Source organism: Vitiosangium sp. GDMCC 1.1324, assembly GCF_003044305.1.
GTDB lineage: Bacteria > Myxococcota > Myxococcia > Myxococcales > Myxococcaceae > Archangium.
The window spans coordinates 35,240-61,401 of record NZ_PZOX01000010.1 but is presented as its reverse complement, the minus strand read 5'-3'; the positions used below and the strand labels follow the sequence as shown (position 1 = coordinate 61,401).

Genomic DNA, 26,162 nt, shown 5'->3' with positions numbered 1-26,162 from the left:
GCTCAGAAGCCGCTGACGATGCGCCACTGCCCCTCCTCCTTCTGGAGGACCATCTGCTCCAGCTCGGAGTCGCGCTGGGGCTTGTCGAGCAGCCCGGGCACCCGGTAGCTCGCGTTCCAGTAGTACACGACGGTGGCGATGCCGTTGCGCTTCACATCCACCGAGCGGATGTCCAGGTCCACCTTGGGCGATTGCAGCCGGGCGAAGAGGGCGGGGAGCTGCTCGGGCAGGTTGTCGTAGGTGAGGTCGTCCTCGGGGTCCTCGGTGCCGCCGTTGTCGCGGAACGACTTCGACACGAGCTGTTGGATGGCCTTGGCGTCGCGGGCCTCGAGGGCGGAGCGGTACTGCTCCAGCACCTTGAGGATGGCGCGGGTTTCATTGGTATCGGGGATCTGCGTGCCCGAGATGTAGCGGGGGCCGCAGGCCGCGAACACCAGGAGGGCACAGACAAGCAACGGACGGACGTTCATGGTCGTGGGGTTCTCCGTAAAGGGGGAAACCGCGCACGGGAACGTGCATTCCCCGTGCCGGGAGGAGGAGGTGAGGCCTCGCGTGAGGCGCGTCTAGCGGAAAGCGTCGCGGGGCACCAGGGGGCCGCCGAAGTGGGTGTCCTCGAAGTCGCAGCGCTCGGCCCACTCGGTGGCCACCGCGCGGAAGCCGGGGCCGTAATCCGGCAGGGCCCCCACCTCGTGCCGCACGGCCCCGCAGTCGCCGGCCAGGTATGCGGCCTGCACGCGCAGGCGGAGGGCCTCGCGGCGGATGGCCTCGGGCAGCTCGCCCTCGAGCGCCTGGGTGAAGTGGTGCAGGGCCTCGGCGGGGGCGTCCACCTGGAGCAGGCGCCGGCCGAGCAGGTAATGGAGGTAGGGGTCCTTCGGCATCGTCTGCAGGGCGTTGGCGAGCCGCAGCAGGCGCAGCTCCTCATGGCTCTCCCGGAAGTAGGCCTGGATGGGGGCGGCGCGGGCCTCGGAGTCCAGGGCGGCGAGCTTCACCTGGGCGGTGCGTGTCGCCTCGGGGCTCGGAGAGAGGGAGAGGACGCGCTCGAGCAGGGCACGCGCCTGCTCCTTGTTGCCCTGCCGCGACGCCACGTCCGACTGGGCGAGCGCCACCTCCGCCTCCAGGGCGGGCTGGCCCTTCACCTGCTCGGCCAGCTTCACCAGCACCTGGGAGGCTTCCTCTGGCCGCTCGAGCCTGTCCAGGGCGGTGGCCTGGCCCAGCAGGAAGGAGGGCTCCTGGGGCTGGAGGTGGGCGGCGCGCTGGTAGAGCTCGAGCGCCTGTTGCGGGTTGCTCGCGAGGTAGTCGCGGGCCTCTTCCTGGATGCGGGCCACCTCGCGGGCGCACGCGCGGGCGAAGAGGCTGCCGGTGCGGAAGCGCTGGAAGGCGCGGCTCACCGTGGCCTCGTCCAGGGGCAGCGAGTCCAGGTACTTCTCCCACTCGGTGGCGAGGGCATCCAACGGTTGGCCGTAGGCGGCCACGAAGTCACCGTGGGCGTAGAGGGCGCGCAGCTTGTCCGAGCCGTGGGTGTCGGCCAGGTGGCGCAGGAAGGAGCCCACCAGGGTGTACGCGCGGGCGGGGGCGGACTGGTAGAAGCCCTCGGGGCCCACCAGCTTGCGGATGTCCGGAGCCAGCTTCTGCCGGCGCATGCCCGCGGCCCACTCGTGCAGGGTGAGGTCTCCCTGGACGGGGTTGTCCGCGGCCACCGCCATGCCCTCGATGATGCCCATGAGCGGGTAGAGGCCCAGCCGGGTGGTGACGCGGAAGGGGCCGCTGCCGGCGGGGGCCGCCATCACGTGCGCCAGCTCGTGCTTGAGGGTGGGGTGGGGGAAGTCGCGCCCGTTGATGTGGAGCTCCAGGCGCCAGGGCTTGGCGAACTGGGTGCGGCCGGCGCCCACCAGGGCCTGCTTCTCCTCCTCGGAGCGGTAGAGCCAGATGCGGATGCGGCCCTCGGGCGCGCCGCCGAGGAAGCGTGAGAGCTGGGCGTAGCGGAACTCCAGGTCCCTCACCGTCCGGTCCACCTGCTCGCGGGGGAGGCCGCGCGGGTAGATGAGCTGGAAGTGCTCCGAGTCCCGCACGCCCCCGAGCCGGGCCTGGAGGGCCTCGTCCGTCATCCGCAGGCCGAGGTCCGTGCCATGCGCCTCGATGAGGATGATGGGGGCGAGCACCAGCACGAGCAGGGAGAGCGCTCCCAGGCGCATGCGCGGGCGGCGCAGGCGGGCCTCGGCGACGTCCACCGAGAGGACGGTGAGCGCGAAGACGGCGAGGGCGAGCAGCAGCGTCTCCAGCCGGAACCAGAGGAAGGCGCCGGAGATGGCGAGCGACTCGTCATAGAGGGGCCCCGGCAGGTGGCCGAGGAAGTGGTTGAAGGCGTAGACCTGGGGCCCGAAGACGATGGGCCAGGCGGTGAACACGGCCGACACGAGGACGAGCCCCACGTAGAGGAGGACGGCCCGGCCCCCGCGGCGGGTGGCGAAGCCGCAGAAGACGCCCACGGTGGCGGACAGCACCGCGGAGGGGAGGGTGAGCAGGGGGTAGAAGCCCACCAGGGCGAAGGGGTCGCACTGGGTGCCGGCCAGGGCGTAGAGGGTGGCGGCGAGGAAGGGGGGAACCAGGACGGCCAGGTTGATGAGCAGGGCGGTGGCCAGGGGTCCCCACACCACTCGAGCCGGGCTATCCGGACGGCGGGCCTCCGCGGCCTGCCCCTCCCCGGTGGCCTGTCCGGCGAGCAGGCGGCGCTCCTGGTGCACCGCGGCAATGCCCACCCCGCCCCCGAGCAGGCCCACGGCGATGGACAGGGTGAGCCCCAGCTCGAAGCCCGGCACCCCGAAGAGGGGGAGGAAGACGAGGGCCGAGCCGCCGAGCGCCAGGGCCCCGGCGAGGACCAGCACGGGCGGTCGCCGGAGGAGGTCGATGGCACGGAACAGGACTTGGCGCATGGCCTTCTCCTATACTCCGCCCAGCATGGCCGAACAGAAGACAGGCGCTGAAATCCGCCAACACGCTCGGGCGCCCATCGAGCTGAAGGTGGACTACAAGAAGCTCAACTCGTTCTTCGCGGACTACACGAAGAACATCTCGAAGGGAGGCACCTTCATCAAGACGAAGAAGCCGCTGCCCATCGGGACGCGCTTCCTGTTCAAGCTGACGGTGCCCCAGCGCGAGGCGCCCTTCGAGCTGCTGGGCGAGGTGGTCTGGTCCAAGGCCGACGCCGAGGAGCCCGGCATGGGCATCCGCTTCATCTACAACGACGAGCGCCAGCGCGGCGAGTTCGAGGGCGTGGTGGAGCGGTTGATGGCGGACAGCCTCGGGACGAAGCTCACCGAGAAGCTGCTCAACAAACAACTCCACCTGGGATGAGCCGGAGCGGGTTGCGAGCGCTCTGTTTCGTGCTGATGTTGACGGTCTGCCCGGCCTCCGAGGCCAAGGACAGGTCGTCCCCGCCGGCGGGTAGGAAGGTGAAGGACGTGAGAGCGGAGGATGTGAGACCCACGCTGCCCAGGGCGTGGGTGATTCTCGAGGACGCGTCTGGAGGCGTGCACCGGGTGGAGGTGGAAGTGGCCGCCACCCCCGAGTCGCGCACGCGCGGACTGATGTGGCGCACGGAGCTGCCCGCCGGCCAGGGCATGCTCTTCATCTTCCCCGAGGACGAGGTCCAGAGCTTCTGGATGCGCAACACGCTCATCCCGCTGGACATGATCTTCATCAACTCGGCGAGGCGGATTGTGGGCATCGTCGAGCGCGCCGAGCCTCGCACGCGCACCCCGCGCTCGGTGGGAGAGCCCGGGCGCTATGTGTTGGAAGTGCCTGGAGGCTGGTCCAGGGAGGTAGGCCTCGCGAGCGGCGGCACCGTGCGGTTCCAGGGTCTGGAAGGCATCCGGGTCATTCCCTGAGACGCCCGGCCTGGCCGATGCGTTCGTGGCAGTCGCGACACGAAGAGTTCGCATGAACGCCACCTGGCGCTCGTAGCGTCCGCGCGCCGTCGGAGCCGGCTCATCGACAGGGTCTCCGAGGATGACGGGGGCGCCAGCGCGTTCCGCCATCCTTCACTTCGCGAGGTGAGGACAGGATGCGAGCTGATTCAAGTTGGAAGCGCCGCACGGGGCGCGTGGTGTTGGCGTCCCTGGTTGCGCTCGGTCTCTCCGCGTGCACGGGTGAAGCGGGAGCTCCGGGCGCCACGGGGACCAAGGGCGAGCCGGGTGCTCCTGGCGCCCCAGGTGCCCCTGGTGCCCCTGGCGCCCCTGGCGCCCCTGGCACCCCGGGGTCGCAGGGCCCGGCCGGAAATGGCAAGTCGCTCAGCTTCACGCCGGTGAATGCCGCGTTCACGCCGGAGCAGAAGAAGTCCGTCTACGCCAGCCCGAAGGCGCTCGTGGACGGCAAGGAGGTCTCCATCGGTTATGAGACCGTGCTGCGCAGCGGTCAGTCCTTGACGGGCAACGTCTTCGGGCGCCTGACCCGGAAGGATGGAACGCCGGTGAAGAACACGGACGGTTCCGACTTCATCTCTCCGTCCAACGACTTCTCGTCGATCCTGCCGGTGAGCAACAGGCTCTTCGAGGTCACCCACTTCGAGACCACGCCGGCGGCGATGTACGTCTCCGAGCTTCGCCAGGAGTCGAACGGCAAGCTCACGGCCATCAGCACCCGGCCCGTCGACTTCTCGGGCGTGGACGGGCTCTGGACTCCGTGCGCTGGCAGCGTGTCCCCGTGGAACACGCACCTGGGCAGCGAGGAGTACCCGGCGGATGCGAAGCTGTATGAGAACGCGACGACGGTGCTCGGTCTCAGCTCGGCGGAGCGCTCGATGCTCCGGTACTTCGGGCTCGATCCGGCCACGGCCACCATCGAGGAGGCCAAGGCCGCCTACTCCCCGTACCGTTATGGCTACGTGGTCGAGGTCGCGGTGGATGGCTCGGGCACCACCACCGTCCAGAAGCACTACGCGGCCGGCCGGCGCGCGCTCGAGCTCGCCTATGTGATGCCGGACAACAAGACCGTGTACCTGAGCGACGACGGCACCAACGACGGCTTCTACATGTTCGTGGCGCGCAGGGCCGGAGACCTGTCCGAGGGCCAGCTCTACGCGGCGCGGTGGTTCCAGACCAGCATCTCGGGCCAGCCCGCGGGCCGGGCGGACATCTATTGGCTGCCGCTGGGCCCCAGCGCGAAGGACGCGGAGGTGAAGGCGCTGATCGACGGCGGCATCAAGTTCTCCGACATCTTCGAGACCGAGGCCCAGGCCACGGATGGCACCTGCCCGAGCGCGGCCTCCGGGTTCCGCGCCATCAACACCGAGACCGGCCGCGAGTGCCTGCGGCTGAAGGCCGGGCAGGAACTGGCGGCCTCGCGCCTGGAGAGCCGTCGTTACGCGGCCTACGTGGGGGCCACCACCGAGTTCCGCAAGACGGAGGGCATCACGTTCAACCCCACCGCCAGCCGGCTCTACGTGTCCTTCAGCGAGCTGAACAACGGGATGATCAACGATCCGGCGAGCAGGGATCTGGGCGGGCCGAACCACGTCCAGGTCGCCCGCAATGACTGCGGCGCGGTCTACGAGATGGTCGTCTCGCCCAACGCGACCATCGAGAGCAACTACGTCGTCGAGTCCGCCTCGGCGCTCGTCGAGGGCGTGTGGCTGAAGGCTCCCGGCGCCAGCCTCTATCCGAGCAGCAGCCCGTACTTCGACCCCACCTTCACGCTTCCGGACAGCAGCGGCGTGGCCAAGTCGGCGACGGGGAACGTCTGCGGCGTGAACGGCATCGCCAATCCCGACAACCTGACCTTCATCAACGGGTACAACACGCTGATCATCGGCGAGGACTCCACCGACGGTCACCAGAACGACGTGGTGTGGGCCTACAACCTCGTCACGCGTGAGCTGACGCGCATCTTCTCCACGCCGTACGGTTCGGAGACGACGGGCGTGTACTTCTACCCGAACATCAACGGCTACGCGTACATCAAGGCGCAGGTGCAGCACCCCTACGGCGAGTCCGATACGGACAAGCTCGGGGCGGATGCGAGCGCGGCGCAGTCGTACACCGGTTACATCGGCCCGTTCCCGGCGATGAACTGAAGCACGCAACCCCTCCGCTGAATCAACCGCCGTGGAGGCATTGCCGGGAAGGCTCCTGGCAATGCCCCGCGGCATCGACGTAGGAGAGCAGGACATGGGCGGCCGAAGGGCGATAGGGCTGGTGCTGATGACCGGGTTGCTCGGGGCTGGAGGCGCCGCCGTGTGGCGCTCGCGCGGTTCGAGCCACCCTCCGCCTGAACCGGCGCCGGTCGTCCAGGTGCGAGAGGCGCTCGAGGCCGCCATGCCGGCGCGCGAACGGGAGGCACCTCCGCTCTCGAACCCGGCGGCCTACCTGCCGGCGCAGTGCTACGCGGCCACCCAGGACGAGCCCGGTGGCCGCACGCACAATGGCTGCTTCGCGTGCCACCAGACGCCGCGTGCGCCCAACTTCATCGAGGACGCCGAGCTCCAGACGGTCCTCACGGTGGCGCGCGCCGCCGAGGAGAATCGCTGGACGAACGTGCTCCAGCCGCCGCCGCCCGTGGAGCTGCCCGAGGCCGAGCTGCTGGCGTGGGTGCGGCAGAGCAACTACGTGGACGAACGCGGTGGGCTCAAGCTCGCCGCGGCGCTGGCACATCCGCCCGCCGCCTGGGACGGCAACAGGGATGGCAGGTGGGACGGGTACACCCCGGACTGCTGGTTCCAGCCAGACTCTGAGGGGTTTGATCATTCACCGGACGGAGGCATGACGGGTTGGCGCGCGTTCGCCTATGCGCCCTTCCCGGGCATGTTCTGGCCCACCAACGGGAGCGCGGGAGACGTGTTCATCCGGCTTCCCGACGCCTTCCGGAGGGATCGGGCCGGGCGCGAGAGCAAGGCCGTGTATCGCGTCAATCTCGCCATCCTGGAGGCGTTCATCCGCAGGGAGGATGTGCCGCTGCCCCCCACGGACGAGCGCGAGCTCGGCGCGGATCTCGACGGAGATGGCGTGCTCGGGACGGCGAAGCGCGTGGCCTTCGTGTGGCCGCCGAAACCTGAACGTCCCTTGGGATACGTGGGTCAGGCGGCCGAGCTGGATCGGACGCGGGACGGCTGGCCCGCCGCCGGCCTCTATCCACGAGGCACCGAGTTCCTCCACAGCCTGCGCTACCTCGATGTGGAGGGGGGTCAGGTCCGCATGGCCGCGCGGATGAAGGAGCTGCGCTACATGCGGAAGACCCGCTGGCTGACGTACAGCGCGCTCCAACTGGCGGCCGAGGCGGAAGCCCGGGAGAAGACGAAGCGCCCCGACAAGCTGAAGGTCGTGCTCGCGGATGTGGAGCGCGGGGTGGGCACGGGCACCGGCTGGCTGATGCAGGCCTTCATCGAGGATTCGGGAGGAGCGCTGCGTCCCCAGAACGTCGAGGAGACCACCGCCTGCATCGGGTGCCATGGCGGAGTGGGCGCGACCACGGACAGCACGTTCAGCTTCGCGCGCAAGCTCGACCCGCGCTCGGCGTACCAGGAGGGCTGGTATCACTGGGGAGAGCGGGGGCTGAAGGGGATACCCGAGCCGAAGCGCGCCGATGGCCGGGGCGAGTATGCGCACTGGCTTGAGCAGGTGGGCGGGGGAGACGACTACCGGAGCAATGACGAGGTGCAGGCTCGCTTCTTCCGGCGGGACGGGACGCTCGAGCCCGATGCGGTGAAGGCGCTGACGAAGGACATCTCGACCCTGCTCGTTCCATCCCCGCGCCGGGCGCTCCTGTTGGACAGGGCCTATCTGGGGCTGGTGAAGGCCCAGCGATTCGAGCGCGGGCGGGACGTGATGGTCGGGGCACCTCCGAAGGTGAGGGCCCGGCTGGAGCAGGACGGGGCGACGGGAATCAGCGAAGCCGTTCACCCCGGCTGGGTGGGCCCGGCGAAGACCGCTTCGCGCTGAGGAAGGGCGGCCACGCCTGCTCTGGTAGAACGAAGACATGGCTCCACGGACCGTCATCTTCGCCTGTGTCCACAACGCCGGCCGCTCGCAGATGGCGGCGGCCTTCTTCAACGCGCTGGCCGACGAGGAGCAGGCGCGAGCCGTGTCCGCTGGCACGCAGCCCGGCGAGCGCGTGCATCCGGAAGTGCTTGCAGCCATGGCCGAGGTGGGCATCGACCTGTCGGGTGCCAGGCCTCAGCGCCTCACGGACGAGCTGGCCCGGGACGCGCAGTGGCTCGTCACCATGGGGTGCGGTGAGGCCTGCCCCTACGTGCCGGGCCTCGAGCGCGAGGACTGGCCGCTGGAGGACCCCAAGGGCAAGCCGGTGGAGCGGGTGCGTCAGATTCGGGACGAGGTGCGCTCGCGCGTGTCGGCCTTCCTGGCCCGAGAGGGTTGGACGAAGGCTGTACCCCGGCCGTGAGGCCCTCCAGTGTTCTGAAGTGAACGGAGAGCGAAGGGTCCCTCACGAGGTTGTTACCTCGGGACTCTCGGGGGGCTCGCGAGGGAAGCGCTAAGGTTGACGCATGGGTCAACCGAGCATCCCCGAGATCATGCGTGCGGTCGTCCTCTCCGCGTACGACGGGCGGCCGGATTCACTGAGGGTGGAGGAGCGCCCGGTGCCGGAGCCGGGTCCGGGCGAGGTGCTGGTGCGGCTGGCGGCGGCGCCCATCAACCCCGCGGACCTGATGTTCATGAGAGGCCAGTACGGGTTGAAGAAGGCGCTGCCCGCGGTGCCGGGTTTCGAGGCGAGCGGCACGGTGGTGGCGGCGGGAGGAATCGCCGGGCGCCTGATGGTGGGGAGGCGGGTGGCGTTCGGGACGGCGCAGGGGGACGGGACGTGGTCGGAGTACATCCGGGTGCCGTTGGGGCACTGCCTGCCGTTGCGCGCGCACGTGAGTGACGAGCAGGGGGCGACGCTCTTCGTCAATCCGTTCACGGCGTGGGCGCTGATGGACATGGCGCGGCAGGGCAAGCACCGGGCGGTGGCGCAGACGGCGGCGGCGAGCGCGCTGGGGCGGATGCTGCTCAAGCTGGCGGTGCGCGAGCGCATCCCCCTGGTGAACGTGGTGCGCCGCAAGGAGCAGGTGGAACTGCTGGAGGGCTTGGGGGCGGAGCACGTGGTGGACAGCAGCGAGCCGGACTTCGAGGAGCGGCTGCACGAGCTGTTCCACCGGCTGGGGGTGACGCTGGCGTTCGACGCGGTGTCGGGGCCGCTGACGGCGCAGTTGCTGCGGGCGATGCCGGCCGGTGGGTGCGTGACGGTGTACGGCTCGCTGTCGGGGCAGGAGAGCAGCATCCACCCCTCGGCGTTCATCTTCGAGCGCAAGCGGGTGGAGGGCTTCTGGCTGGCGGACTGGTTCCTCCAGGATCGCTTCGGACCGAAGCAGATCCGGGCGCTCATGGGGGTGCCCGCGCTCTTCGGGCGCGAGATGGAGACGCCGGTGCGGACGCGGCTGGAGCTGTCGAAGGCGAGGGAGGCGGTGACGCTGGCGGCGGGGGAGATGACGTCCGGGAAGGTGCTGCTCGTCCCGGGTTGAGGCCTACGTCTTGTCGCGAGAGATGGGTCCCACCTTGCCCTGGGTGACCTTCAGGTAGTCCGCGGGCGCGAGGACGATCTGCGTGCCCCGCACGCCCGCGGACACGGCGACGACGTCGAACAGCTCGAGCGTCTCGTCCACGAACACGGGGTACGTCTTCTTGCCGCCGATGGCCGTGACGCCGCCGCGGATGTAGCCCGTGAGCGGCTGGAGCTCCTTGAGCGGCACGGTGTCCACCTTGCGATCGCCGCTCAGCCGCGCCAGCGCCTTGAGATCCAACTCGCCATTGCCCGGCACTACGGCCATGAGCACGCCGGTGCGATCCCCGCGTGCCACGAGCGTCTTGAAGACCTGCTCCGCGGGCAGCCCCACCTTGGCGGCCACCGTCTCCGCGGAGAGGTCCTCCGGATCCACTTCGTAGTCGCGCAGCTCGTAGCGGATGCCGAGCGAGTCCAACAGCCGGGCCGCGTTCGTCTTCATGGCGTCACACTCCGAGGGCCTGACGGGCGGCCTTGATGCGGGCGAGCGCTTCCTCGGGGGTGGAGCCCACGGCGGACAGGTGCCCCATCTTCCGGCCCTTGCGCGCCTCACGCTTGCCATACAGGTGCAGCCGCACGCCCGGCATGGCCAGCACGGCCTCGAACTTCGGCCCGCCTTCGCGCAGCCACAGGTCGCCCAGCAGGTTGACGATGGCCGCGGGCCGCACCACCTCCACCGAGCCCAGCGGCAGGTTGCACACCGCGCGCACCGCCTGCTCGAACTGGCTGGTGAGGCACGCGACTTCCGTGGCGTGGAAGCTGTTGTGCGGACGCGGCGCCAGCTCGTTCACCAGCAGCCGGCCATCCTTGAGTAGGAACATCTCCACCACCAGCAGGCCCTCGACCTCGAGCGCCGTGGCCATGGTGCGGGCGATCTCCATAGCCTCCGTGCTCACCTTCGGTGGCACCTGGCCGGGCAGCAGTGACCAGTCGAGAATCCGCTCCTCGTGGTGGTTGTAGGCCGGTGGGTACACCACCACCTCGCCATTGGGCGCGCGCGCCACCAGCACGGACAGCTCGGCCTCCAGGTCCAGCGCGGCCTCCACCACCACCGGGCGCTGACCCAGCTCGCGCCAGGCCTCCGGGGACTCGGTGGCGGACTTCACCTGGTACTGGCCCCGGCCGTCATAGCCGCCTTCGCAGACCTTCACGAAGCAGCGCCCGCCCAGCTGCGCGGCCGCCGTGGCCAGCGCCGACTCCGTGTCCGACTGCTGCCACGGGCCCTGCGGGAAGCCGTGCTTCGCCAGCCAGGCGCGCTGCCGCCCGCGGTTCTGCACCACCTCCAGCACCGAGGGGCCCGGCCGCAGCGGCGCCTGCTGGGCCACGGCGCGCAGGGTGGTGAGGGGGATCTTCTCGATCTCCAGCGTCACCACGTCGCACGCGCGAGCCAGACGGGCGGCCTCTTCCGCGTTGCTGAAGTCGGCCGTGTAGCACTGGTCCACCACGAAGCGGGCCGAGCACGCGGGATCCGGATCCAACGCCTGCACCTGATAGCCGAGCGTGCGAGCGGCCAGCGCCATCATCCGGCCCAGCTGCCCACCACCGAGGATGCCGATCGTGCCGCCCGGGAGGATGGTCCTCGTCTTCATGCGATCTCCCTGTCCTTGAGCACCTCGTCGGTGCGGGCCTGGCGCCATGCGGCGAGCCGCGAGCGGAGCTCCGGGTATTTGAGCGACAGGATGGAGGCGGCGTACAGGGCGGCGTTGATGGCGCCCGGCTTGCCGATGGCCATGGTGCCCACGGGCACGCCCTTGGGCATCTGGACGATGGACATCAACGCGTCGAAGCCGTTGAGCACGGTGGCGGGGATGGGCACGCCGAGCACCGGCAGCAGCGTCTTGCTGGCCACCATGCCCGGCAGGTGGGCCGCGCCTCCGGCCGCCGCGATGATGACGGACAGCCCTCGCGCCTCCGCCGTCTCCGCGTACTGCATCATCCAGTCCGGCGTGCGATGGGCGGACACCACCCGCACCTCATGCGGGATGCCCAGCTCCTTCAGCACGTCGATGCCGGGGCGCAGATGCTCCAGGTCGCTCTTGCCCCCCATGATGACGCCCACCCACGGTGTGTCCGCGCTCAAGCTCTCGTCTCCTGTGCGTCCTCCTGGTGGTTCCAGGAGGTGCGAGGAACGCGGAGATAGGGTGGGGGGATTCCACAGGTCAACCGGAAGCGTATGGCGGGGCCGTGAAATCGCCCGGGAGGGGTCAAGGGACCGCCCCCACCCCCGCTCTTCAGCGGGAGAGGGGGCTTCCACGAGACGGGGTACTCAGTAGACGGAGCCGATCTTGCCGAAGCTCTTGGCGGCCTGACTCTTCGTGCGCTTCACCGCCGCACCCCGCGCCTCGTCGTCGTTCGCCTGCTCGTAATCCAGGAGGACGGCCTTCTGCTCGGCCAGGTCCGCCTCCACCGCCGCGGGGCTCGCCACCTGGCTGGCCTGCTCGAAGAGGGCCTGGTTCTGGATCACATAGCCCTTTGCCTCCTCCTTGCGCCCATCCCGCAGGGCCTCGGCCGCCAGCTTCAGGTTCTTCGCGCTCAGCGCCCGGGTCGCGTACACCGTGGCGTCCTTGTCCTGCCGCGCCAGCACCTCCTCGCGCCGCTCCGTCACCATCGCGGACAGGCTCGCCGCGCTCTCCACGCCCGCGTTCTTGAGCAGGTCCGTGTACGTGAGCTTCAGCCCCGTGACGTCCACGGCGCTCCCCGGCTTCGTGCCCACCACCGTGAGCCGTGCCACCACGCGCTCCACCTGGCCCGAGGAGAAGTCCGGCATCGGCACCCGCACCGTGCGGCCATCCTGGTGGGCGCGGTAGCCCAGCACCTCGCCCAGCACCACGCCCTCGGGCAGGGTGAAGGACAGCTCCACGTTGCGCGCCACACTGGTGGCCGCCTGCTGCAAGTCCTTCTGGAAGAGCGTGGCCAGTTGTCCCGCGTCCTCCAGGAAGCCGTACGCGCCCGCCCCGTACTCGGCGAAGCCCTGCATCAGGTCCTCGTTGAAGTCCGTGCCCACGCCGATGGAGCTCACGGTGATGCCCTCGGCGCGGATGCCCTTCACCACCTCCGTGAGGCCCGCGTCATCGGTGATGCCCTCGGTGGCCTGGCCATCGCTCATCAGGATGATGCGGTTGACCGAGTAGTCGCCCCGCGCGGCCACCACGTGCGAGCGGCCCGCGTGCAACCCCGCGCCGATGTTGGTGCCGCCGTCGTCCCAGATGCCCTCGATGAACTGGAGCATCCGCTCCCGGTTGGCGGGCGTGGCCGACAGGCTCGGCAGGCTCTTCACGTCCGAGCCGTAGTGCACGATGGCCAGCCGATCCTCCGGGCCCAGCAGTCCCACGAGGTGCCGCGCGGCCTGCTTGGCCTGTTGCAGCTTGTAGCCGCTCATGGAGCCCGAGCGGTCGATGACCACCGCCAGGTTGACCGGGGTGCGCTTGGAGCCCGGCACCTCGGCGCCGGTGAGGTCCACCGTGACGAAGAGGTCCGAGGAGCCCGGGGTGATGTAGGGGTGCGACAGTCGGCTCGTCATCGTGAGCGAGCCGTTGGAGGCGGTGGCCGGCCGGGGCGGAGGCACCGGGGTGGCGGGGTGGGGCGGTGCCAGCTGCGGCAGGCCCAGCACCAGGGCGGTGAGGGCGAGTCCGGCGGCCAGGGAGACGAAGGCGACCGTCTTGTTCATGACAGAGGGCTCCTTGCGGCGAGGGCCCTTCTATCCACGTCCGGCGCGCGAAAAAGTTCTACACCTTCTCGCGCGCCGTGTACGTCAGTTACCGCCCGAGCTGGCGCTGGTGGCCTTTCCCGCGCAGAAGAACGGCGAGTTGTTGTCGCCGAACGTCCCCTTGTAGGTGGCCGGATCGCTCTGGCGCAGGTCGTCCAGCGCCTTCTGATCCAGCAGCAGGGGGCGGCAGGCCATGCGGCTCTTCACCGACTCGCTGGCCTCCGGGTCGGTCACGGCGCAGGGATCCTGGAGCGCGTTCTCCAGGCACGCCTTGCTGCAGTAGCCCTTGACCTGCTTCTGACCATTCCCGATGTCGACCGTCTCGAGGGCCATGTCCGCGTCCTTCACGCAGACCAGGTCCTCACAGTCCAGTGAGCCGAAGGAGATGAAGTCCTGGCCCGCGTTGAGGTCTCCCTCCAACACGGGCGCGGTGTCGGAGCCGGTTCCCTTCTTCACCAACAGGCATGGCTTACCGACATCGGAAGTGACCTTGCACCCGCCGCACAGCAGCACGGCGCTCACCAGCAGGGCCAGACGCGAAGACATCGACGTGCACCTCGTCAGACACATGTGAGCGGCCACCGTAACACAGCGCCTCTCCGTTCCAACCAGTACCGTGGTCGCATGGATGCTCACTCGGCGAGAATCGCGACCGCCCCCTCTGCAAGAATACCGAGTGGATACACGAAGTGACGCGCTGCGCGTCCTCCGGTGCATACACAGAGAGCAGGCGAGCTTTGTTCGGTTGATGGGTCGCGAGTGTGGCGGATAGGATGCGTCGTCGCATCCGCAGCCGATTCTGAACGGAACCGGTGTGCGGACGCCCCCATGACACGGAGCTCCCGGAAGTGAATCGCCTCCAGGCCATCGTGCTCGCGCTGTGCATCGCGCCAGCATCGGCACTTGCCCAGAAACAGGAAGACACGGGGCTCGGACTCGATCTGAGCGGTGACGCCAAGAAGCCCCAGGAAGAGACCGAAAACGCCGCGGAGCCGCCCGCGGAGGAGCCGCCACCGCTGCCTGCCACGGCGGAGGCTCCGCCTGCCGAGCCGCTCGCGCCGGCCGAGCGCGACGTCACGCTCGACGACCGCGTCAAGAGCGTCCAGCGCAAGGTGTACCTCAAGAAGGGCCGTTTCGAGCTGGCGCCCGCCATCTCCCTGTCGGTGAATGATCCGTACTACACCAAGGTGGGCATCGCGCTGCGCGGGGCCTACTACCTGGCGGATACGCTGGCCGTGGCCGCGCGGGTCTCCGGCATCCAGGTGGTGTCCACGGATGACGTGCGCATCGCCAAGCGCTCCTTCCACAGCCGCATCTTCAACTCGGTGCCGCAGTGGTCGGCCATGGGCGACGTGGAGTGGAGCCCGCTCTATGGCAAGGTGGCCTTCCTCAACGACATCCTCCACTTCGATGCCTACCTGCTGGGCGGCATGGGCGTGGTGAACACCGAAATGTCCAACACGGAGGGGCGCGGTCCCAGCCTCGCCGCCGACCTGGGTATCGGTATCCGCTTCGTGGCCCGTGACTACCTGGCCGTGAACGTGTCGCTCATCAACACGTCCTACGTGGACCAGCCCCTCAACACCACCAAGGGCGCGACCCAGAACCTCATGACGATCAATGCCGGCATCTCCTTCTTCTTCCCGATGAAGTCGACCGGTCGGGAGGCCGAATGAAGACCGCTACCCGTCTGCTGCTCGCGCTCTGTCTGGCGCCCGTGCCCGCCCTGGCCCAGGACGCGGCGCCCGCCAAGCCCGCGCCCGCGGCGCCCGCCAAGCCCGCCGCCGCCAAGCCCGCCCCGTCGTCCTCTGGCTCCTCCGAGCAGGAGGCCGGTGACGTGTCGGAAGTGGACAAGGATCGGCTCGGGCCCCTGCGCGAGCGCGTCCGTCCCGTCTCCGGCCACCTGTTCCTCAAGGAGGGCCGCTTCGAGCTCAGCCCCTCGGCCACGTTCTCCGTGGCGGATGCCTTCTTCACCAAGTACATCCTGGGCGGCACGCTCACCTACCACGCCACGGAGACGCTCGGCGTGAGCCTGCGCGCGGGCTACTCCATCCCCACCGTGGCCGGTGTCGCGCAGATCTGCACCTTCTCCGAGGGCGAGGGCGGCAGCACCACCCGCGGCTGCCACAAGCCCCCCTACGAGCAGCTGGATGGCACGGCTCCCGGGCAGATCACCCTGCTGGGCGGGCTCGACCTCCAGTGGGCCCCCATCTACGGCAAGCTGTCGCTGTTCTCGGAGCAGTTCCTGCACTTCGACCTGTACGGCATCGCGGGCGCCACCGCGGTGCAGTACCGCGGGCCCTCCAAGACGTCCGAGCTCACCGCGGGCGGCAACGTCGGCGTCGGCATGCGCTTCTTCCTCAACCGCTGGGTGACGGTGCGCTCCGAGTTCCGCGACCTCATCTACGTCGAGAAGGCCCTCAACCCGTCCACCACGCTGCGCAACCAGCTCATGTTCGAGCTGGGTGTGTCCTTCTTCTTCCCCACGGCCCACCCCGAGTCATGAAACGTCTGCTCCGGCCCCTCTGCCTCGCCGCTACCCTCGGGCTCACGCTGGCGTGGGCGACGCCCTCGCCCGCCCAGAGCTTCGAGGGATTGGATCTCTCCCAGTCCAAGAAGAAGAAGAAGAAGCCCACGCGCAAGCCCTCGCGCGGCGGCAAGAAGCCCACCGCCACCCAGCCCGCCGAGGACGACTCGGACTCGAGTGACACGTCCACCTCCGCCACCAGCCCCGCCGACACGGGGACGGCTTCGAGCCCGGCGGCGCCGGCCACTCCCGCGGCGCCTCCGCCTACGGCGAACACGCCCCCGGCCATGGGGTTGGATCTCACCACGGACACCACCAGCGCGCCCAAGGCCGCGCCCACCATGTCCTTCGACGCGGTGGACGTCTCCGGCAAGAGCGGTGATCGCCAGCGTCTGGACGTGGCCATCTCCCTCTTCAAGAACGAGGAGTACGAGAAGGCGGCGATGAGCTCCTTCGAGATGCTCCAGGATCCCAAGCTCGCCGGCCTCCACCTGGAGGCGCGCTACGTGATGGCCAAGGCCCTCTACCGCATGGGCCTCTACCACTCGTCGCTGGGCGAGTTCTCGAAGATCCTCGCCGTCGGTCCGGAGACGAAGTTCTTCCGCACCAGCCTCGAGTGGCTCTTCTTCATCAGCCGCAAGACGAAGAACGAGACCGTCATCCTGGATGAGATCGCCAAGTACGCCAACCAGGAGTTCCCCGAGCGCTTCCGCACCGAGTTCCACTACCTGCTGGCCCGCTACCACTTCGTGCGCGGCAAGGCGTTGGATCAGGTGGGCCGCCCGGAGGACGCGGACAAGAGCTTCAACGAGGTGAAGCGCCTGGCGCTGCTCATCCCGAAGACGGACGTGTTCTACCCGCGGGCCAAGTTCCTCGAGGGTCTGTCCTACTTCCGCTTCGGCAACCGGGCGAGGAACGCCGCGGAGCGGCGCACGGACATCAACACCGTGGGCGCCATCGATGCCATGAAGGAGGTCATCCGCGTCACCCGCGGCACCTCCGGCCTGGACGCCGAGCAGATCTCCACGAACCAGAAGCTGCGCGAGCTGGCCTTCATGCAGCTGGCGCGCACCCACTACGGCATGCAGCAGAACCGCTACGCCCTCTTCTATTTCAACAAGGTGGAGCGCGGCACGTCGCAGTGGCTGGAGGCCATGTTCGAGGCCAGCTGGGCCAACTACCGCGTGGGTCAGTACGAGCAGGCGCTCGGCAACCTCATCACGCTCTCCTCGCCCTTCTTCCGCGAGGAGTACTTCCCCGAGGCGATGATCCTCAAGGCGGTCATCTATTACGAGAACTGCCGCTACCGCGAGTCCAGCCTCATCCTCCAGGACTTCGAGCGCACCTACCTGCCCGTGCATGATCAGCTCGAGATGATCACCAAGAAGCAGATGGCCGCCAGCGAGTACTACGGCGTCCTCTCCGACGTGCAGAAGAAGAACAAGGAGGGGCTGGAGAAGAGCCAGACGGACGTCATCCTCGAGCGCATCCTCCGGCTGGCCCTCACGGACCAGGACCTGAAGAAGACCAACGAGTCCATCCTCGAGCTGGAGGGCGAGATGGACGCCTTCGCGGAGAAGGGTGACACCTTCCGCTACTCCGAGCTGTCCAAGCAGCTGCTGGAGGGTCTCAAGGTGCAGCGCACCTCCCTCATCGACAAGGCCGGTATCATGGCCAAGGGCAAGCTGGAGACGGAGCTGGTGGGCCTCAAGCAGCTGCTCGCCAACGGCCTGCGCATCAAGTTCGAGACCATCTCCAAGGAGAAGGAGTTCCTGGAGGAGCAGCTCAAGGCGGGCGGCCAGGTGTCCGTCGTCAAGAAGTACAAGTTCTCGGTGGCCGTGGCGGACGACCAGCTCTACTGGCCGTACGAGGGTGAGTACTGGCGCGACGAGCTGGGCACCTACCAGTACACGCTCACCAAGGGCTGCGTGCAGCGCGACACCGCCAACCGCACCATCCAGGCCAGCGAGAGCAACTGAGCCGGGCAGCGGGCGGCTCCCTCCACCCGGTGGGAGCCTCCTGACCTCGCCCTTCTTCGGGGGCTGGACCCGAGTGGGTCCGGCCCCCTCTCTTTTTCACGAACGTGTAGGATGTTGCCGTCATGGCCACCAAGCTCGTCACCATTGCGTTCGACGTGATGGGGAGCGACCACGGCCCCGCGGAGGTAGTCAGGGGGGCCGCGCAGCTCTCGTTGGAGTCTCCACACATCCACACGTTGCTGGTGGGGGATAGAACCGCCATCGACGACGCGCTCGCCGAGACCCGGCACAACGGTGAGCGCATCTCCGTGCAGCATGCCTCCGAGTTCATCGCCATGGACGAGAAGCCCGGCGAGGCGCTCGCGCGCAAGCCGGATGCCTCCGTGTCGGTGGCGGCGCGGCTGGTGGCCGAGGGCGAGGCGGATGCGCTCGTGTCCGCCGGCAACACGGGCGCGTGCGTGCTGTCGTGCGCTCGCCACTTCCAGCTCCTGCCCGGCGTGCGGCGCGCGGCGCTGGCGGCCGTGTACCCCACGCGCTCCCGCCGCGGCGACAAGGAGGACCCTTTCTCGCTCATCCTCGACGTGGGGGCCACGGTGGATGCCACCCCGGAGGACCTGGTGACGTTCGCGGTGATGGGGGCGGCGTACGCGCGCATCATCTCCCGCAACGAGAAGCCCCGCGTGGCGCTGCTCTCCAACGGCACCGAGCCCAACAAGGGCCCTCGCCACGTGGTGGAGGCCCACGCGCGGCTCGTGGACATGCCCGGGTTGCAGTTCATCGGGAACGTGGAGGGCGTGGACATCCCAAAGGGCACGGCGGACGTGGTGGTGACGGACGGCTTCGTCGGCAACGTGTGCCTGAAGATGCTCGAGGGCGTGCACGAGACGGTGGTCGAGCTGGCCCAGTACGCGTACAAGGAGAGCCTGCGCTGGCGGGCCGGTCTGGCCATGCTGTCCGGTGGCATCCAGCGCATCAAGGACATCACCGACTGGGAGCAGTACGGGGGCGCACCGGTGCTCGGGTTCGATCGGATCTTCATCAAGGCCCATGGCCGCTCGAAGGCGCGGGCCATCGCCAACGCCGGCAAGGTGGCCGCCAAGGCGGCGGCCAATGATCTCGGCAAGGCCATCCAGCAGGGTCTGGCGCGGTGAGCCTTCCGGATCGCATCGATCCCAGGCCCCCGCGGCGCATCTACCGCTGGGACCTGGACAAGACGTATCTGCAGACGGAGTTCGACTCGCTCCGGGACCTGCTGCGCACGGCCTTCCAGAAGGCCCACGAGAAGCAGGCGGTGCCGGGCGCGTCCGCGCTCATCCGCGAGCTGGCGTCCAACGGGGACTCCCGGTTGTGCATCGTCTCCGGAAGCCCCAAGCAGATGCGCTCGGTGCTGGAGGAGAAGCTCAAGCTGGACGGGGTGGTGTGGGACGAGTTCGTCCTCAAGGACAACGTGGGCAATCTGATGCGCGGGCGCTTCCGGGCGCTGCGCGGACAGGTTGGCTACAAGCTGCCCGCCATCATGGAGAGCCGCGCCAACGCGCCCGTGGAGGCCGAGGAGGTGCTCTTCGGGGATGATGCCGAGGCGGATGCCTTCATCTACTCGCTCTTCGCGGACATGGTCGCCGGGCGCGTGGACGAGCGGGTGCTCAATCAGATCCTCGAGGCCGCCGCGGTGTACCCGGACGAGGCCGAGCGGGTGCGCGCCGCGTGGAAGAAGATTCCGGTGTCGGATCCGGTGCGGCGCATCTTCATCCACCTGGACCGGCTGACGCCGCCCGCGCATTTCGCCAATTACGGCCCGCGCGTGGTTCCCATCTTCAACTACTTCCAGGCCGCGCTGGTGCTGATGGCCGACGGCCACCTGACGGCGCCCCAGGTCATCAAGATCGCCGTGGAGATGGTGCAGACGGCGGGGCACAACATCATCACCCTGTCCAACTCGCTCCAGGATCTGCTGCGCCGGGGACTGCCCCTGCAGGCAGCGGCGGGGGCGCTGGTGCAGGCGCTGGAGGGGCCCAACGCGCTCATGCAGGCGCTGCGGCCGATGCCGGACATCATCTCCGCGTTCACCAAGCGGCTCGCCGCGCTGGGGACTCCGCCACCTCCGCCGCCGGTGCAGGCGGTGGACTACCTGGAACTCATCCACCACGCGCTCCCGCGGACGCACAAGGCGCGGAAGACGCAGTAGGGCACGGTGCCTCGCGAGCGGGAGACACGGGAATGAAGGCCATCGTCACGGGTGCCAACGGCACCGTCGGCTCTCGGTTGAGCGAGCACCTGCGGCGCCACGGTGTCGAGGTGTTCCCCTGGGACCGTGGCTCCGTCCCGGTGGATGACTACTGGGCGATGGAGGGCTTCGTGCGCTCGGTGGCACCGGACGTGCTGTTCCACCTGGCCACGGCCTCCCGGCCCACGGGACGCTCCAACGAGTCCTGGCTCATCAACTACGAGTGGACGAGCGAGCTCGCGTGGATCTCCCGGCAGCTGGGCGTGCGCTTCGTGTTCTCCAGCACGGCGATGGTGTTCTCGGATCAGGCGCGCGGGCCCTTCACGGTGGACTCGGAGCCGGAGGCGCCCGAGGGCTACGGGTACGAGAAGCGGCGCGCCGAGGAGCGGGTCTTCCAGCAGAACCCCGAGGCGCGCGTGGCGCGGCTGGGGTGGCAGATCGACGATCAGCCCTCGGGCAACAACATGGTGGCCTCGCTGGAGGCGCAGATGCGCGAGAAGGGCCGGGTGGAGGCGAGCACGCGCTGGCTCCCCGCCTGCTCCTTCCTGGATGACACCGTGAGGGCGCTGCTGGCGCTCGCGTGGGCGGAGCCGGGGCTCTACCTGCTCGATGCCAACGAGCGGTGGACGTACCACGAGATCGTCCTCGCGCTGAACGAGCGGTACGGTGGCCGGTGGCACGTGGAGCCCTCCGAGCACTTCGTGTTCGATCAGCGGATGATGGACGACCGGGTGGTGCTGCCCTCGCTCAAGGCGCGGCTGCCGGGCCTGCGCTGAGGCTCGGCGGGGACTCTCAGGTCACCCGGCGGAGATCCGCACCATCTGGCCGATGGAGGGGACTCCCGCGTCATTCACCAGGAAGAGCATGTAGTAGCCCGGGGGAGCCAGGTTGTTGCTCGCGGGCGCGGTGAGGGTGATCCCGTTGCTGGTGCGCGTGAAGCCCAGGGTGAGCAGGCGCTGGTTCTGGTCGAAGGCGTGCGTCACCGAGCCGATGGCGATCAGCGTCACCTTCGTCACCCGGCTCGCGTCCGGGGTTGCGACGAAGAAGCTCGTCCCAGGCGCCACCACCCCTGGCGCCGAGCCGATGGTGGGACGCGCTCCCTTGAAGAGGTAGGGCGGTGAGTAGACCTCCGCGGTGTGCTCCTTCCGGCCGCCCCCACTCACCACGCGCCCGTCCGGCAGCAGGACCGCGGTGGAGTGGTAGCCCCGGTAGATGCGCTGGCTGGCGAGCCGCTTCCATTGGTTGGTGGCGGGGTTCCACACCTCGGCCTGGAGGACCGGGGTGTCATGGTTGTCGAAGCCGCTGCCACTGCTGCCTCCCACCACGAGCACCGTGCCGTCGGGCAGGATCACCGCGTTGTGCTGGCGCCGGGGCGTGCTCATGGAGGCCATGTACCGCCACGTGGGAGAGGCCACGGTGAAGTCGATCTGCTCGACGGTGGCGGTGGGCGGATCTCCCCCGCCGATGAGGGTCACCTTGCCGTCGAGGAACACCGCGGGCCCGTAGCTCCGCGTGCCGAAGTTGCTCAGGGGCCCCGACGTCCAGGAGCCGGTTCCGTTCGGGTCCATGAAGCGGGTGCCCCGTTGAGGCCCGGCGTAGAAGAGCTTGCCGTTGGGCAGCAGGAACATCCGCGGGTAGTACGGCAGCTTGAGCTGCGCCGTGGTCATGTCCTTCCAGCTTCCGCTGGCGGCCAGCCATCGCTGAGGCAGCAGGTTCATGTCGCCGGTGCCGTTGACCTCCCCGGAGAGGACCATCACGTCCCCGTTGGAGAGCGTGGTGTTGGTGGGGTACCAGCGCCCCTTGTTCATGTTCGGCAGGTGGCTCCAGCTGGACGTGAAGGGGTTGTAGAGGCTCGCGTCGGGGAGCCCCACGTGACTCTCGATGTGCCCTCCTGTCACCAGCAGCCGCCCGTCCGCGAGATAGGAGTGCCCGCTGCAGAAGATGTTGTAGCCCGGCAACGGCAGCGAGCTGAGGGCGTTCGTGGAGGGATTCCAGAGCCGCGGCGGATCATCCCCCTCGGAGAATTCGCCGAAGAACATCACCCTGCCGTCGGGCTGCAGGTGGGTATGCGTGGCGGAGACGGGCCACGTCATGACGCTCGACCACTGACCGACGTCCGCGGGCGTCTGTGCCTCGGCTGGGGCGGCCAGCATCGTGCACGCGGCGAGTGACACCACGAGCCCCCGCATCCGGGGAAGGAAGCGTTTCATCGACATGGCGGTCTCCGGGTCCAGGCGTCAGAACCTAAGGGGAGGGGCCCGCCTGCCAATCCACCCTGGGGTTCGAGGGCGCGCCCAGTGGCCAACGCGGCCCCGGGGCGACTGTCGCGCGCCAGCAACTCGTCACGGACCGCTGCACGGGTGGGCGGGCAGCGGCGTGCTCCCAGATTGGTGGACCACCCTCCCATTCAGGAGACATTCGATGAGACGCTGGCGGCCGTTCTCCGTGGTGCTGGCCCTGCTCGCCGGCTGCTCCCCGACTCCTTCCGACGAGCCTCCCTCGTGGGAGGAAGAAGCCTCCACCTCCTCTCAGGAGGTGAGCTCCTGGGCTCCCTGTGGGCGCACGGCCGTTGCCCTGAAGGACATCGCTCCCGGAGCGGCGAGCTCGGAGCCGGAGGATCTGGTGCATGGGGATCGCCTCCTCCTCTTCACCGCCGACGACGGAGCGGGGCGAGAGCTGTGGAAGAGCAGTGGCACCCAGGGGAAGGGCACCGCACTCGTGAAGTACATTCCCAGCGGGCCCACCGGGATGGCCCCCTCGGAGCTCGTCCGGGTGGGGGACAGGATCTTCTTCGCGGCGGAGGACCCGGAGCACGGACGCGAGCTGTGGGTGAGCGACGGCACCTTCAAGGGCACCCACCTGGTGAAGGACATCTGGCCCGGAGAGACGGGCTCGTTCCCGAGGTCTCTCTTCGAGTTCAAGGGTCTGCTCTACTTCGCGGCGGGAGACCCGGATCACGGGCGGGAGTTGTGGCGCAGCGATGGCACGCCCGCGGGCACCTTCCTGGTCGAGGATCTCGAGCCCGGTCCCGAGGGGACGAGCCCCTACTCGCTGACCCGTGGAGGGGATGGGTCGCTCTATTTCCTCATCGCCTCCCAGGAGCTCTTCCTGAAGCTGATGCGGAGCGATGGAGGGCCCGGTGCCGTCGAGCTGCGAAGGGTGCCGGCGTCGGGCGGGATGATCGAGAAGCTGACGCCCGTGGGCAAACGGCTGTTCTTCGTCACGGGGGCGGCCCATGACGACGCCATGTTCGATCTGGAGGTGACGGACAGGGGGCGGCCCCCGGTGAGCCTGGGCTCGTTCCTGGAGGTGGGAAACCTCGCGGAGATGGGCGGACGGCTGTTCTTCAGCGCCGAGGACGAGTCTTCGGGGGGAGAGCTGTGGCGGAGCGATGGCACCGCGATGGGGACGGTGCGCGTGAAGGACATCCGGCCCGGCTCCGAGGGTTCTTCCCCCAGTCACCTGACCGTCGTGGGACGCCGGCTCTTCTTCTCCGCCGACGATGGCGCGAGCGGGCGCGAGCTGTGGGTGAGCAATGGCTCGGCCTCCGGGACCACGCTCTTCGCGGACCTCGAGCGGGGTGGGGCGGGCTCGTCTCCCGAGGAGTTGACGGCCATCGAAGGCCACCTGTTCTTCAGCGCGGAGACGGCGGGGCACGGCCGGGAGCCGTGGGTGACGGACGGGACGCGCTCAGGGACGGTGGCGCTCGAGGAGCTCTCCGCCGGGCCGTCCTCGTCGAACCCGGGGAGCTTCGTGCGCTCGGGTTGGGACGTCTTCTTCGCCGCGGAGGATGACACTCACGGCCGGGAGCTGTGGGCCCTGCCATTCCAACCCTGGGGGCGCTGCGACCGCGATCGCTGAGTCACGCGCTCTTCCGGTCCCTGCGCTCCTGGGGCTCGTGGAGCTCGACCGGGGCCGTGCTCGCGGACGGAGGGGAGCCGACGCGCAGGCGGAGCAGCAGCTTCGTGCTCGGCAGCAGGAACAACAGGGCGCCCAGGCCCGTGAAGCCGAGCGGCGCGAGCAGGGGCGGCGCCACCGAGAAGGCGCCTTCGAGACTCGAGGCCGTGTATTGCCCGTCCAGCTCCTTGAGCAGCGCGGAGGCGTGGAAGACCGTCCCCGCCAGGCCGACGAGGACTCCCGTGCCGCCCACGAGGCGCGCCGTCCACGCGAACACCGCGCGGGACCTCGGGATGCAGACGAACAGCACGAGGAAGAAGCCGGCGACCCCATGGACCACGGGAATCGCCTGCAGCCGGTTGTCGAAGTCCTTCCCCGCCCAATGAGCGATGGCGGCATCGAAGGCGAGGGCGATGAGCCCAGGGGCCAGGGCCAGGGCAATGGCCCTGCGCGAGTTGCGTCGCGCCCACAGAAGGAGTCTACCGAGCATGAAGAGGTCTCCAGAGTCGACTGGAGGATTCTGCCTGCTTCGGAGCGCGAGGCGAAGGGGCTCTGTGGCTCACTCCGGTGGGGTGTTGTAGCCGGCCTCGCCGTAGGGCCGGAGCCGGTCGAGCCAGAGCGACTCCAACACCCGCAGCTCCTCTTTCGGATCCTCGCGCGGCTCCTCCGTGGGAGGGAGGACGTCGAGCTGCTCGAAGGAGAAGCTGTCGGCCCCGAGGCGTTGCCAGTCCTCCTGCAGCGCGCGGTTGCGATGCATTCCGCACGACAGCTCGAAGCGGACGCGGTTGAGCGCACCCGGGAGGTTGAGGCCCGAGCCCACGAGCACCTTGCCGTTGGCGAGGTTGCGGATGGCGAAGACTCCCATCGGGGGAGGCTTTTCCTTGTAGGCCCGTTTCAATTCGGCGCGCGAGGCGGGACCACCGCGCACGGCGCGGTCATCAGCGGAGGACATGCGGACTTCCTTTCGTGAAGAGGGGAGGTGCGTCAGCGCTCGAGGTCGAGCGCGAGAAGCTTCTGCTCGAGACGTGCGCGGGCGGCGGGGTCGAGCGGTTCCACCCAGTTGCGTCCCATCCGCTCCCAGTCGGGATCCGCGGTGTCCACACCGCGAGCCGCCAGGAAGTTGGATTCACAGACGAAGAACTGCTGGCGGTAGGGGAAGAGGTATCCGCCCGTGGAGCGCAGGGAGGCGAGTGCCTCCGCGTAGGATGCGAACCAGCGGTTGAGGAAGACGCTCGGGTGCCGGGTGAAGAAGGCCTCGAAATCGAAGCGGGGCGGGGCCTCCTCGCCACGGGCTTTCTTCAGCTCCACCCAGGAGGCGTAACCCTGCTCCTGGGCGATGACAGCCAGTGCGTGCTTGTGGCGCACCGAGTCCTTGCGCGCGAGCAGCTCCTCCGGCGAGAGGCGGGCGAAGGGGGGAAGGGCGCGCAGCCGTTCAACGGCTCGCCGGGCACGGAGCGGGTCGGAGGAGCTCAAATCCTTGAGGAGGATCGATGCCCGGACCTTGCATTCGTGGAGGGGCGTGGCAGCGCGAGTGTCGGTTCCCATGAAAAGTCCCTCGTTGGCGGCCCTCACCCGATTGGGGGCCATGGAAGGAACTCATCGAGAACTATCGAGCTGCGAATGAAGCGAGGGTGACGTCGTCTTTTTCGGGTAGGCGCCCCTCGGCACCTTCGAGGAAGGTAACCAGAGGCGTGCCGCATTGGCAAGCGCGAGGGGACGGCTGCTCGGTGGAAGACCGAGAGGGTCCTCTCGAGTGAAGACGGACACGGAAAAGGACCAAGATCATGAGCGACTGGAACCTACCTTGGGAAGGCGGATGCCGTTGCGGACAGGTGCGGCTGAGGATCAGCGCGCCGCCGCTGCTCACCATGGCCTGCCACTGCACGGGCTGCCAGCGGATGACCGCGAGCGCCTTCTCCTTGAGTGCCGCGATTCCCAGTGAAGGGTTCTCGGTCACAAAGGGAGAGCCTGTCATTGGCGGCCTCCATGGCGCGTCCCGGCATTACTTCTGCCCGTACTGCATGAGCTGGATGTTCACCCGGCCCGAGGGGATTGACTGGTTCGTCAACGTTCGCGCGACGATGCTCGACGATCGCGGTTGGTTCACGCCGTTCATGGAAACGTGGACGAGCGAGAAGCTCCCCTGGGCGACCACGCCAGCGCTTCACAGCTACGAGAAGCTGCCGGCGGTCAACGAATATGAAGGGCTGATAAAGGAGTATGCGGAGAAGGCGGCGAGGCCGGCTTCCTCGAGCAAGCGCTGAGGTGGGGCCGGAGGAAGGCCGA

Annotated in this window: 25 protein-coding genes; 14 read left to right on the top strand and 11 right to left on the bottom strand. The window is 68.8% G+C overall.

Annotated features, from left to right (window positions below):
• Nucleotides 1–2 precede the first annotated feature (2 nt).
• Both DAT35_RS27610 and DAT35_RS27605 read right to left on the bottom strand, forming a co-directional pair.
• Complete coding sequence (locus DAT35_RS27610) at nt 3–470, bottom strand: nuclear transport factor 2 family protein (RefSeq protein WP_108070434.1); 468 nt, start codon at nt 468–470, stop codon at nt 3–5.
• A gap of 93 nt (nt 471–563) precedes the next feature.
• Nucleotides 564–2,930, bottom strand: coding sequence for a hypothetical protein (locus DAT35_RS27605; RefSeq protein ID WP_108070432.1), 2,367 nt, complete (start codon nt 2,928–2,930; stop codon nt 564–566).
• Between the two features lie 25 nt (nt 2,931–2,955).
• Between DAT35_RS27605 and DAT35_RS27600 the strand changes: the two genes are divergently transcribed.
• The 6 genes from DAT35_RS27600 to DAT35_RS27575 all read left to right on the top strand — a co-directional run bounded on the left by DAT35_RS27600 (nt 2,956) and on the right by DAT35_RS27575 (nt 9,505).
• Nucleotides 2,956–3,351, top strand: a complete 396-nt coding sequence (locus DAT35_RS27600) for a TIGR02266 family protein (RefSeq protein ID WP_108070985.1) — start codon at nt 2,956–2,958, stop codon at nt 3,349–3,351.
• An 11-nt stretch (nt 3,352–3,362) separates the two neighbouring features.
• Nucleotides 3,363–3,884, top strand: a complete 522-nt coding sequence (locus DAT35_RS27595; protein WP_369946093.1) for a DUF192 domain-containing protein — start codon at nt 3,363–3,365, stop codon at nt 3,882–3,884.
• Nucleotides 3,885–4,060: 176 nt separating this feature from the next.
• Nucleotides 4,061–6,067 (top strand): PhoX family phosphatase, encoded by a 2,007-nt coding sequence (locus DAT35_RS27590; RefSeq protein ID WP_108070430.1) that lies wholly within the window; start codon nt 4,061–4,063, stop codon nt 6,065–6,067.
• A 94-nt stretch (nt 6,068–6,161) separates the two neighbouring features.
• Nucleotides 6,162–7,928, top strand: a complete 1,767-nt coding sequence (locus DAT35_RS27585) for a hypothetical protein (RefSeq protein WP_108070981.1) — start codon at nt 6,162–6,164, stop codon at nt 7,926–7,928.
• Between the two features lie 37 nt (nt 7,929–7,965).
• Nucleotides 7,966–8,388, top strand: a complete 423-nt coding sequence (locus DAT35_RS27580) for an arsenate reductase ArsC (RefSeq protein WP_108070428.1) — start codon at nt 7,966–7,968, stop codon at nt 8,386–8,388.
• Between the two features lie 103 nt (nt 8,389–8,491).
• Nucleotides 8,492–9,505, top strand: a complete 1,014-nt coding sequence (locus tag DAT35_RS27575) for a zinc-binding dehydrogenase (protein ID WP_233261748.1) — start codon at nt 8,492–8,494, stop codon at nt 9,503–9,505.
• Nucleotides 9,506–9,508: 3 nt separating this feature from the next.
• On the opposite strand, the gene ybaK is transcribed toward DAT35_RS27575, so the two are convergent.
• The 5 genes from ybaK to cglC all read right to left on the bottom strand — a co-directional run bounded on the left by ybaK (nt 9,509) and on the right by cglC (nt 13,795).
• A complete protein-coding gene (gene ybaK / locus DAT35_RS27570; protein ID WP_108070426.1) occupies nt 9,509–9,985 on the bottom strand; it encodes a Cys-tRNA(Pro) deacylase in 477 nt (158 codons plus the stop codon).
• Between the two features lie 4 nt (nt 9,986–9,989).
• Nucleotides 9,990–11,132 carry a 5-(carboxyamino)imidazole ribonucleotide synthase gene (purK, locus tag DAT35_RS27565; RefSeq protein ID WP_108070424.1) on the bottom strand — a complete coding sequence of 381 codons (1,143 nt, stop codon included), beginning with the start codon at nt 11,130–11,132 and terminating at the stop codon, nt 9,990–9,992.
• Nucleotides 11,129–11,590 (bottom strand): 5-(carboxyamino)imidazole ribonucleotide mutase, encoded by a 462-nt coding sequence (gene purE / locus DAT35_RS27560; RefSeq protein ID WP_108070977.1) that lies wholly within the window; start codon nt 11,588–11,590, stop codon nt 11,129–11,131. Before purE ends, purK begins: the two co-directional genes overlap by 4 nt.
• Before the next feature lie 219 nt (nt 11,591–11,809).
• Entirely contained in the window at nt 11,810–13,210 is a 1,401-nt protein-coding gene (locus DAT35_RS27555) for a VWA domain-containing protein (RefSeq protein ID WP_108070422.1), read from the bottom strand.
• An 84-nt stretch (nt 13,211–13,294) separates the two neighbouring features.
• On the bottom strand, nt 13,295–13,795 hold the full coding sequence (gene cglC / locus DAT35_RS27550; RefSeq protein WP_146209903.1) for an adventurous gliding motility lipoprotein CglC: 501 nt from the start codon (nt 13,793–13,795) through the stop codon (nt 13,295–13,297).
• A 302-nt stretch (nt 13,796–14,097) separates the two neighbouring features.
• On the opposite strand from cglC, the gene DAT35_RS27545 reads away from it, so the two are divergent.
• The 6 genes from DAT35_RS27545 to DAT35_RS27520 all read left to right on the top strand — a co-directional run bounded on the left by DAT35_RS27545 (nt 14,098) and on the right by DAT35_RS27520 (nt 20,755).
• Entirely contained in the window at nt 14,098–14,925 is an 828-nt protein-coding gene (locus DAT35_RS27545) for an outer membrane beta-barrel domain-containing protein (RefSeq protein ID WP_108070418.1), read from the top strand.
• Nucleotides 14,922–15,755 carry an outer membrane beta-barrel domain-containing protein gene (locus DAT35_RS27540; RefSeq protein WP_108070416.1) on the top strand — a complete coding sequence of 278 codons (834 nt, stop codon included), beginning with the start codon at nt 14,922–14,924 and terminating at the stop codon, nt 15,753–15,755. The genes DAT35_RS27545 and DAT35_RS27540 overlap by 4 nt, the downstream gene beginning before the upstream one ends.
• On the top strand, nt 15,752–17,755 hold the full coding sequence (gene gltC / locus DAT35_RS27535; protein WP_108070414.1) for an adventurous gliding motility protein GltC: 2,004 nt from the start codon (nt 15,752–15,754) through the stop codon (nt 17,753–17,755). The genes DAT35_RS27540 and gltC overlap by 4 nt, the downstream gene beginning before the upstream one ends.
• A gap of 122 nt (nt 17,756–17,877) precedes the next feature.
• On the top strand, nt 17,878–18,906 hold the full coding sequence (plsX, locus tag DAT35_RS27530) for a phosphate acyltransferase PlsX (RefSeq protein WP_108070412.1): 1,029 nt from the start codon (nt 17,878–17,880) through the stop codon (nt 18,904–18,906).
• Nucleotides 18,903–19,940, top strand: coding sequence for a phosphatase domain-containing protein (locus DAT35_RS27525; RefSeq protein WP_108070410.1), 1,038 nt, complete (start codon nt 18,903–18,905; stop codon nt 19,938–19,940). Before plsX ends, DAT35_RS27525 begins: the two co-directional genes overlap by 4 nt.
• 32 nt (nt 19,941–19,972) lie before the next feature.
• The gene (locus DAT35_RS27520) at nt 19,973–20,755 is read left to right on the top strand and encodes an NAD(P)-dependent oxidoreductase (RefSeq protein WP_108070408.1); all 783 of its coding nucleotides are present in this window, start codon (nt 19,973–19,975) and stop codon (nt 20,753–20,755) included.
• Between the two features lie 21 nt (nt 20,756–20,776).
• On the opposite strand, the gene DAT35_RS27515 is transcribed toward DAT35_RS27520, so the two are convergent.
• Complete coding sequence (locus DAT35_RS27515) at nt 20,777–22,195, bottom strand: glyoxal oxidase (protein ID WP_108070406.1); 1,419 nt, start codon at nt 22,193–22,195, stop codon at nt 20,777–20,779.
• Nucleotides 22,196–22,400: 205 nt separating this feature from the next.
• On the opposite strand from DAT35_RS27515, the gene DAT35_RS27510 reads away from it, so the two are divergent.
• Nucleotides 22,401–23,840 (top strand): ELWxxDGT repeat protein, encoded by a 1,440-nt coding sequence (locus tag DAT35_RS27510; RefSeq protein WP_108070404.1) that lies wholly within the window; start codon nt 22,401–22,403, stop codon nt 23,838–23,840.
• A gap of 1 nt (nt 23,841) precedes the next feature.
• Here DAT35_RS27510 and DAT35_RS27505 read toward each other — a convergent pair whose 3' ends face one another.
• The 3 genes from DAT35_RS27505 to DAT35_RS60025 all read right to left on the bottom strand — a co-directional run bounded on the left by DAT35_RS27505 (nt 23,842) and on the right by DAT35_RS60025 (nt 25,421).
• Nucleotides 23,842–24,366, bottom strand: a complete 525-nt coding sequence (locus tag DAT35_RS27505; RefSeq protein WP_233261747.1) for a hypothetical protein — start codon at nt 24,364–24,366, stop codon at nt 23,842–23,844.
• A 69-nt stretch (nt 24,367–24,435) separates the two neighbouring features.
• Entirely contained in the window at nt 24,436–24,828 is a 393-nt protein-coding gene (locus DAT35_RS60030; RefSeq protein ID WP_233261746.1) for a GIY-YIG nuclease family protein, read from the bottom strand.
• Nucleotides 24,829–24,860: 32 nt separating this feature from the next.
• Nucleotides 24,861–25,421, bottom strand: a complete 561-nt coding sequence (locus tag DAT35_RS60025) for a hypothetical protein (protein ID WP_199243013.1) — start codon at nt 25,419–25,421, stop codon at nt 24,861–24,863.
• Between the two features lie 239 nt (nt 25,422–25,660).
• Between DAT35_RS60025 and DAT35_RS27495 the strand changes: the two genes are divergently transcribed.
• Nucleotides 25,661–26,140, top strand: coding sequence for a GFA family protein (locus tag DAT35_RS27495; protein WP_108070402.1), 480 nt, complete (start codon nt 25,661–25,663; stop codon nt 26,138–26,140).
• Nucleotides 26,141–26,162 lie beyond the last annotated feature (22 nt).

Excerpts from the sequence above, each read along its gene's own strand:
- DAT35_RS27520 (WP_108070408.1), top strand. The coding sequence starts at position 19,973 with ATGAAGGCCATCGTCACGGGTGCCAACGGCACCGTCGGCTCTCGGTTG.
- purE (WP_108070977.1), bottom strand. The coding sequence starts at position 11,590 with ATGGGGGGCAAGAGCGACCTGGAGCATCTGCGCCCCGGCATCGACGTG.
- purK (WP_108070424.1), bottom strand. The coding sequence starts at position 11,132 with ATGAAGACGAGGACCATCCTCCCGGGCGGCACGATCGGCATCCTCGGT.
- DAT35_RS27510 (WP_108070404.1), top strand. The coding sequence starts at position 22,401 with ATGAGACGCTGGCGGCCGTTCTCCGTGGTGCTGGCCCTGCTCGCCGGC.
- plsX (WP_108070412.1), top strand. The coding sequence starts at position 17,878 with ATGGCCACCAAGCTCGTCACCATTGCGTTCGACGTGATGGGGAGCGAC.
- gltC (WP_108070414.1), top strand. The coding sequence starts at position 15,752 with ATGAAACGTCTGCTCCGGCCCCTCTGCCTCGCCGCTACCCTCGGGCTC.
- DAT35_RS60030 (WP_233261746.1), bottom strand. The coding sequence starts at position 24,828 with ATGTCCTCCGCTGATGACCGCGCCGTGCGCGGTGGTCCCGCCTCGCGC.
- DAT35_RS27590 (WP_108070430.1), top strand. The coding sequence starts at position 4,061 with ATGCGAGCTGATTCAAGTTGGAAGCGCCGCACGGGGCGCGTGGTGTTG.
- DAT35_RS27580 (WP_108070428.1), top strand. The coding sequence starts at position 7,966 with ATGGCTCCACGGACCGTCATCTTCGCCTGTGTCCACAACGCCGGCCGC.
- DAT35_RS27515 (WP_108070406.1), bottom strand. The coding sequence starts at position 22,195 with ATGTCGATGAAACGCTTCCTTCCCCGGATGCGGGGGCTCGTGGTGTCA.
- DAT35_RS27495 (WP_108070402.1), top strand. The coding sequence starts at position 25,661 with ATGAGCGACTGGAACCTACCTTGGGAAGGCGGATGCCGTTGCGGACAG.
- DAT35_RS27600 (WP_108070985.1), top strand. The coding sequence starts at position 2,956 with ATGGCCGAACAGAAGACAGGCGCTGAAATCCGCCAACACGCTCGGGCG.
- DAT35_RS27610 (WP_108070434.1), bottom strand. The coding sequence starts at position 470 with ATGAACGTCCGTCCGTTGCTTGTCTGTGCCCTCCTGGTGTTCGCGGCC.
- DAT35_RS27575 (WP_233261748.1), top strand. The coding sequence starts at position 8,492 with ATGGGTCAACCGAGCATCCCCGAGATCATGCGTGCGGTCGTCCTCTCC.
- ybaK (WP_108070426.1), bottom strand. The coding sequence starts at position 9,985 with ATGAAGACGAACGCGGCCCGGCTGTTGGACTCGCTCGGCATCCGCTAC.
- cglC (WP_146209903.1), bottom strand. The coding sequence starts at position 13,795 with ATGTCTTCGCGTCTGGCCCTGCTGGTGAGCGCCGTGCTGCTGTGCGGC.
- DAT35_RS60025 (WP_199243013.1), bottom strand. The coding sequence starts at position 25,421 with ATGGGAACCGACACTCGCGCTGCCACGCCCCTCCACGAATGCAAGGTC.
- DAT35_RS27555 (WP_108070422.1), bottom strand. The coding sequence starts at position 13,210 with ATGAACAAGACGGTCGCCTTCGTCTCCCTGGCCGCCGGACTCGCCCTC.
- DAT35_RS27605 (WP_108070432.1), bottom strand. The coding sequence starts at position 2,930 with ATGCGCCAAGTCCTGTTCCGTGCCATCGACCTCCTCCGGCGACCGCCC.
- DAT35_RS27540 (WP_108070416.1), top strand. The coding sequence starts at position 14,922 with ATGAAGACCGCTACCCGTCTGCTGCTCGCGCTCTGTCTGGCGCCCGTG.
- DAT35_RS27585 (WP_108070981.1), top strand. The coding sequence starts at position 6,162 with ATGGGCGGCCGAAGGGCGATAGGGCTGGTGCTGATGACCGGGTTGCTC.
- DAT35_RS27505 (WP_233261747.1), bottom strand. The coding sequence starts at position 24,366 with ATGCTCGGTAGACTCCTTCTGTGGGCGCGACGCAACTCGCGCAGGGCC.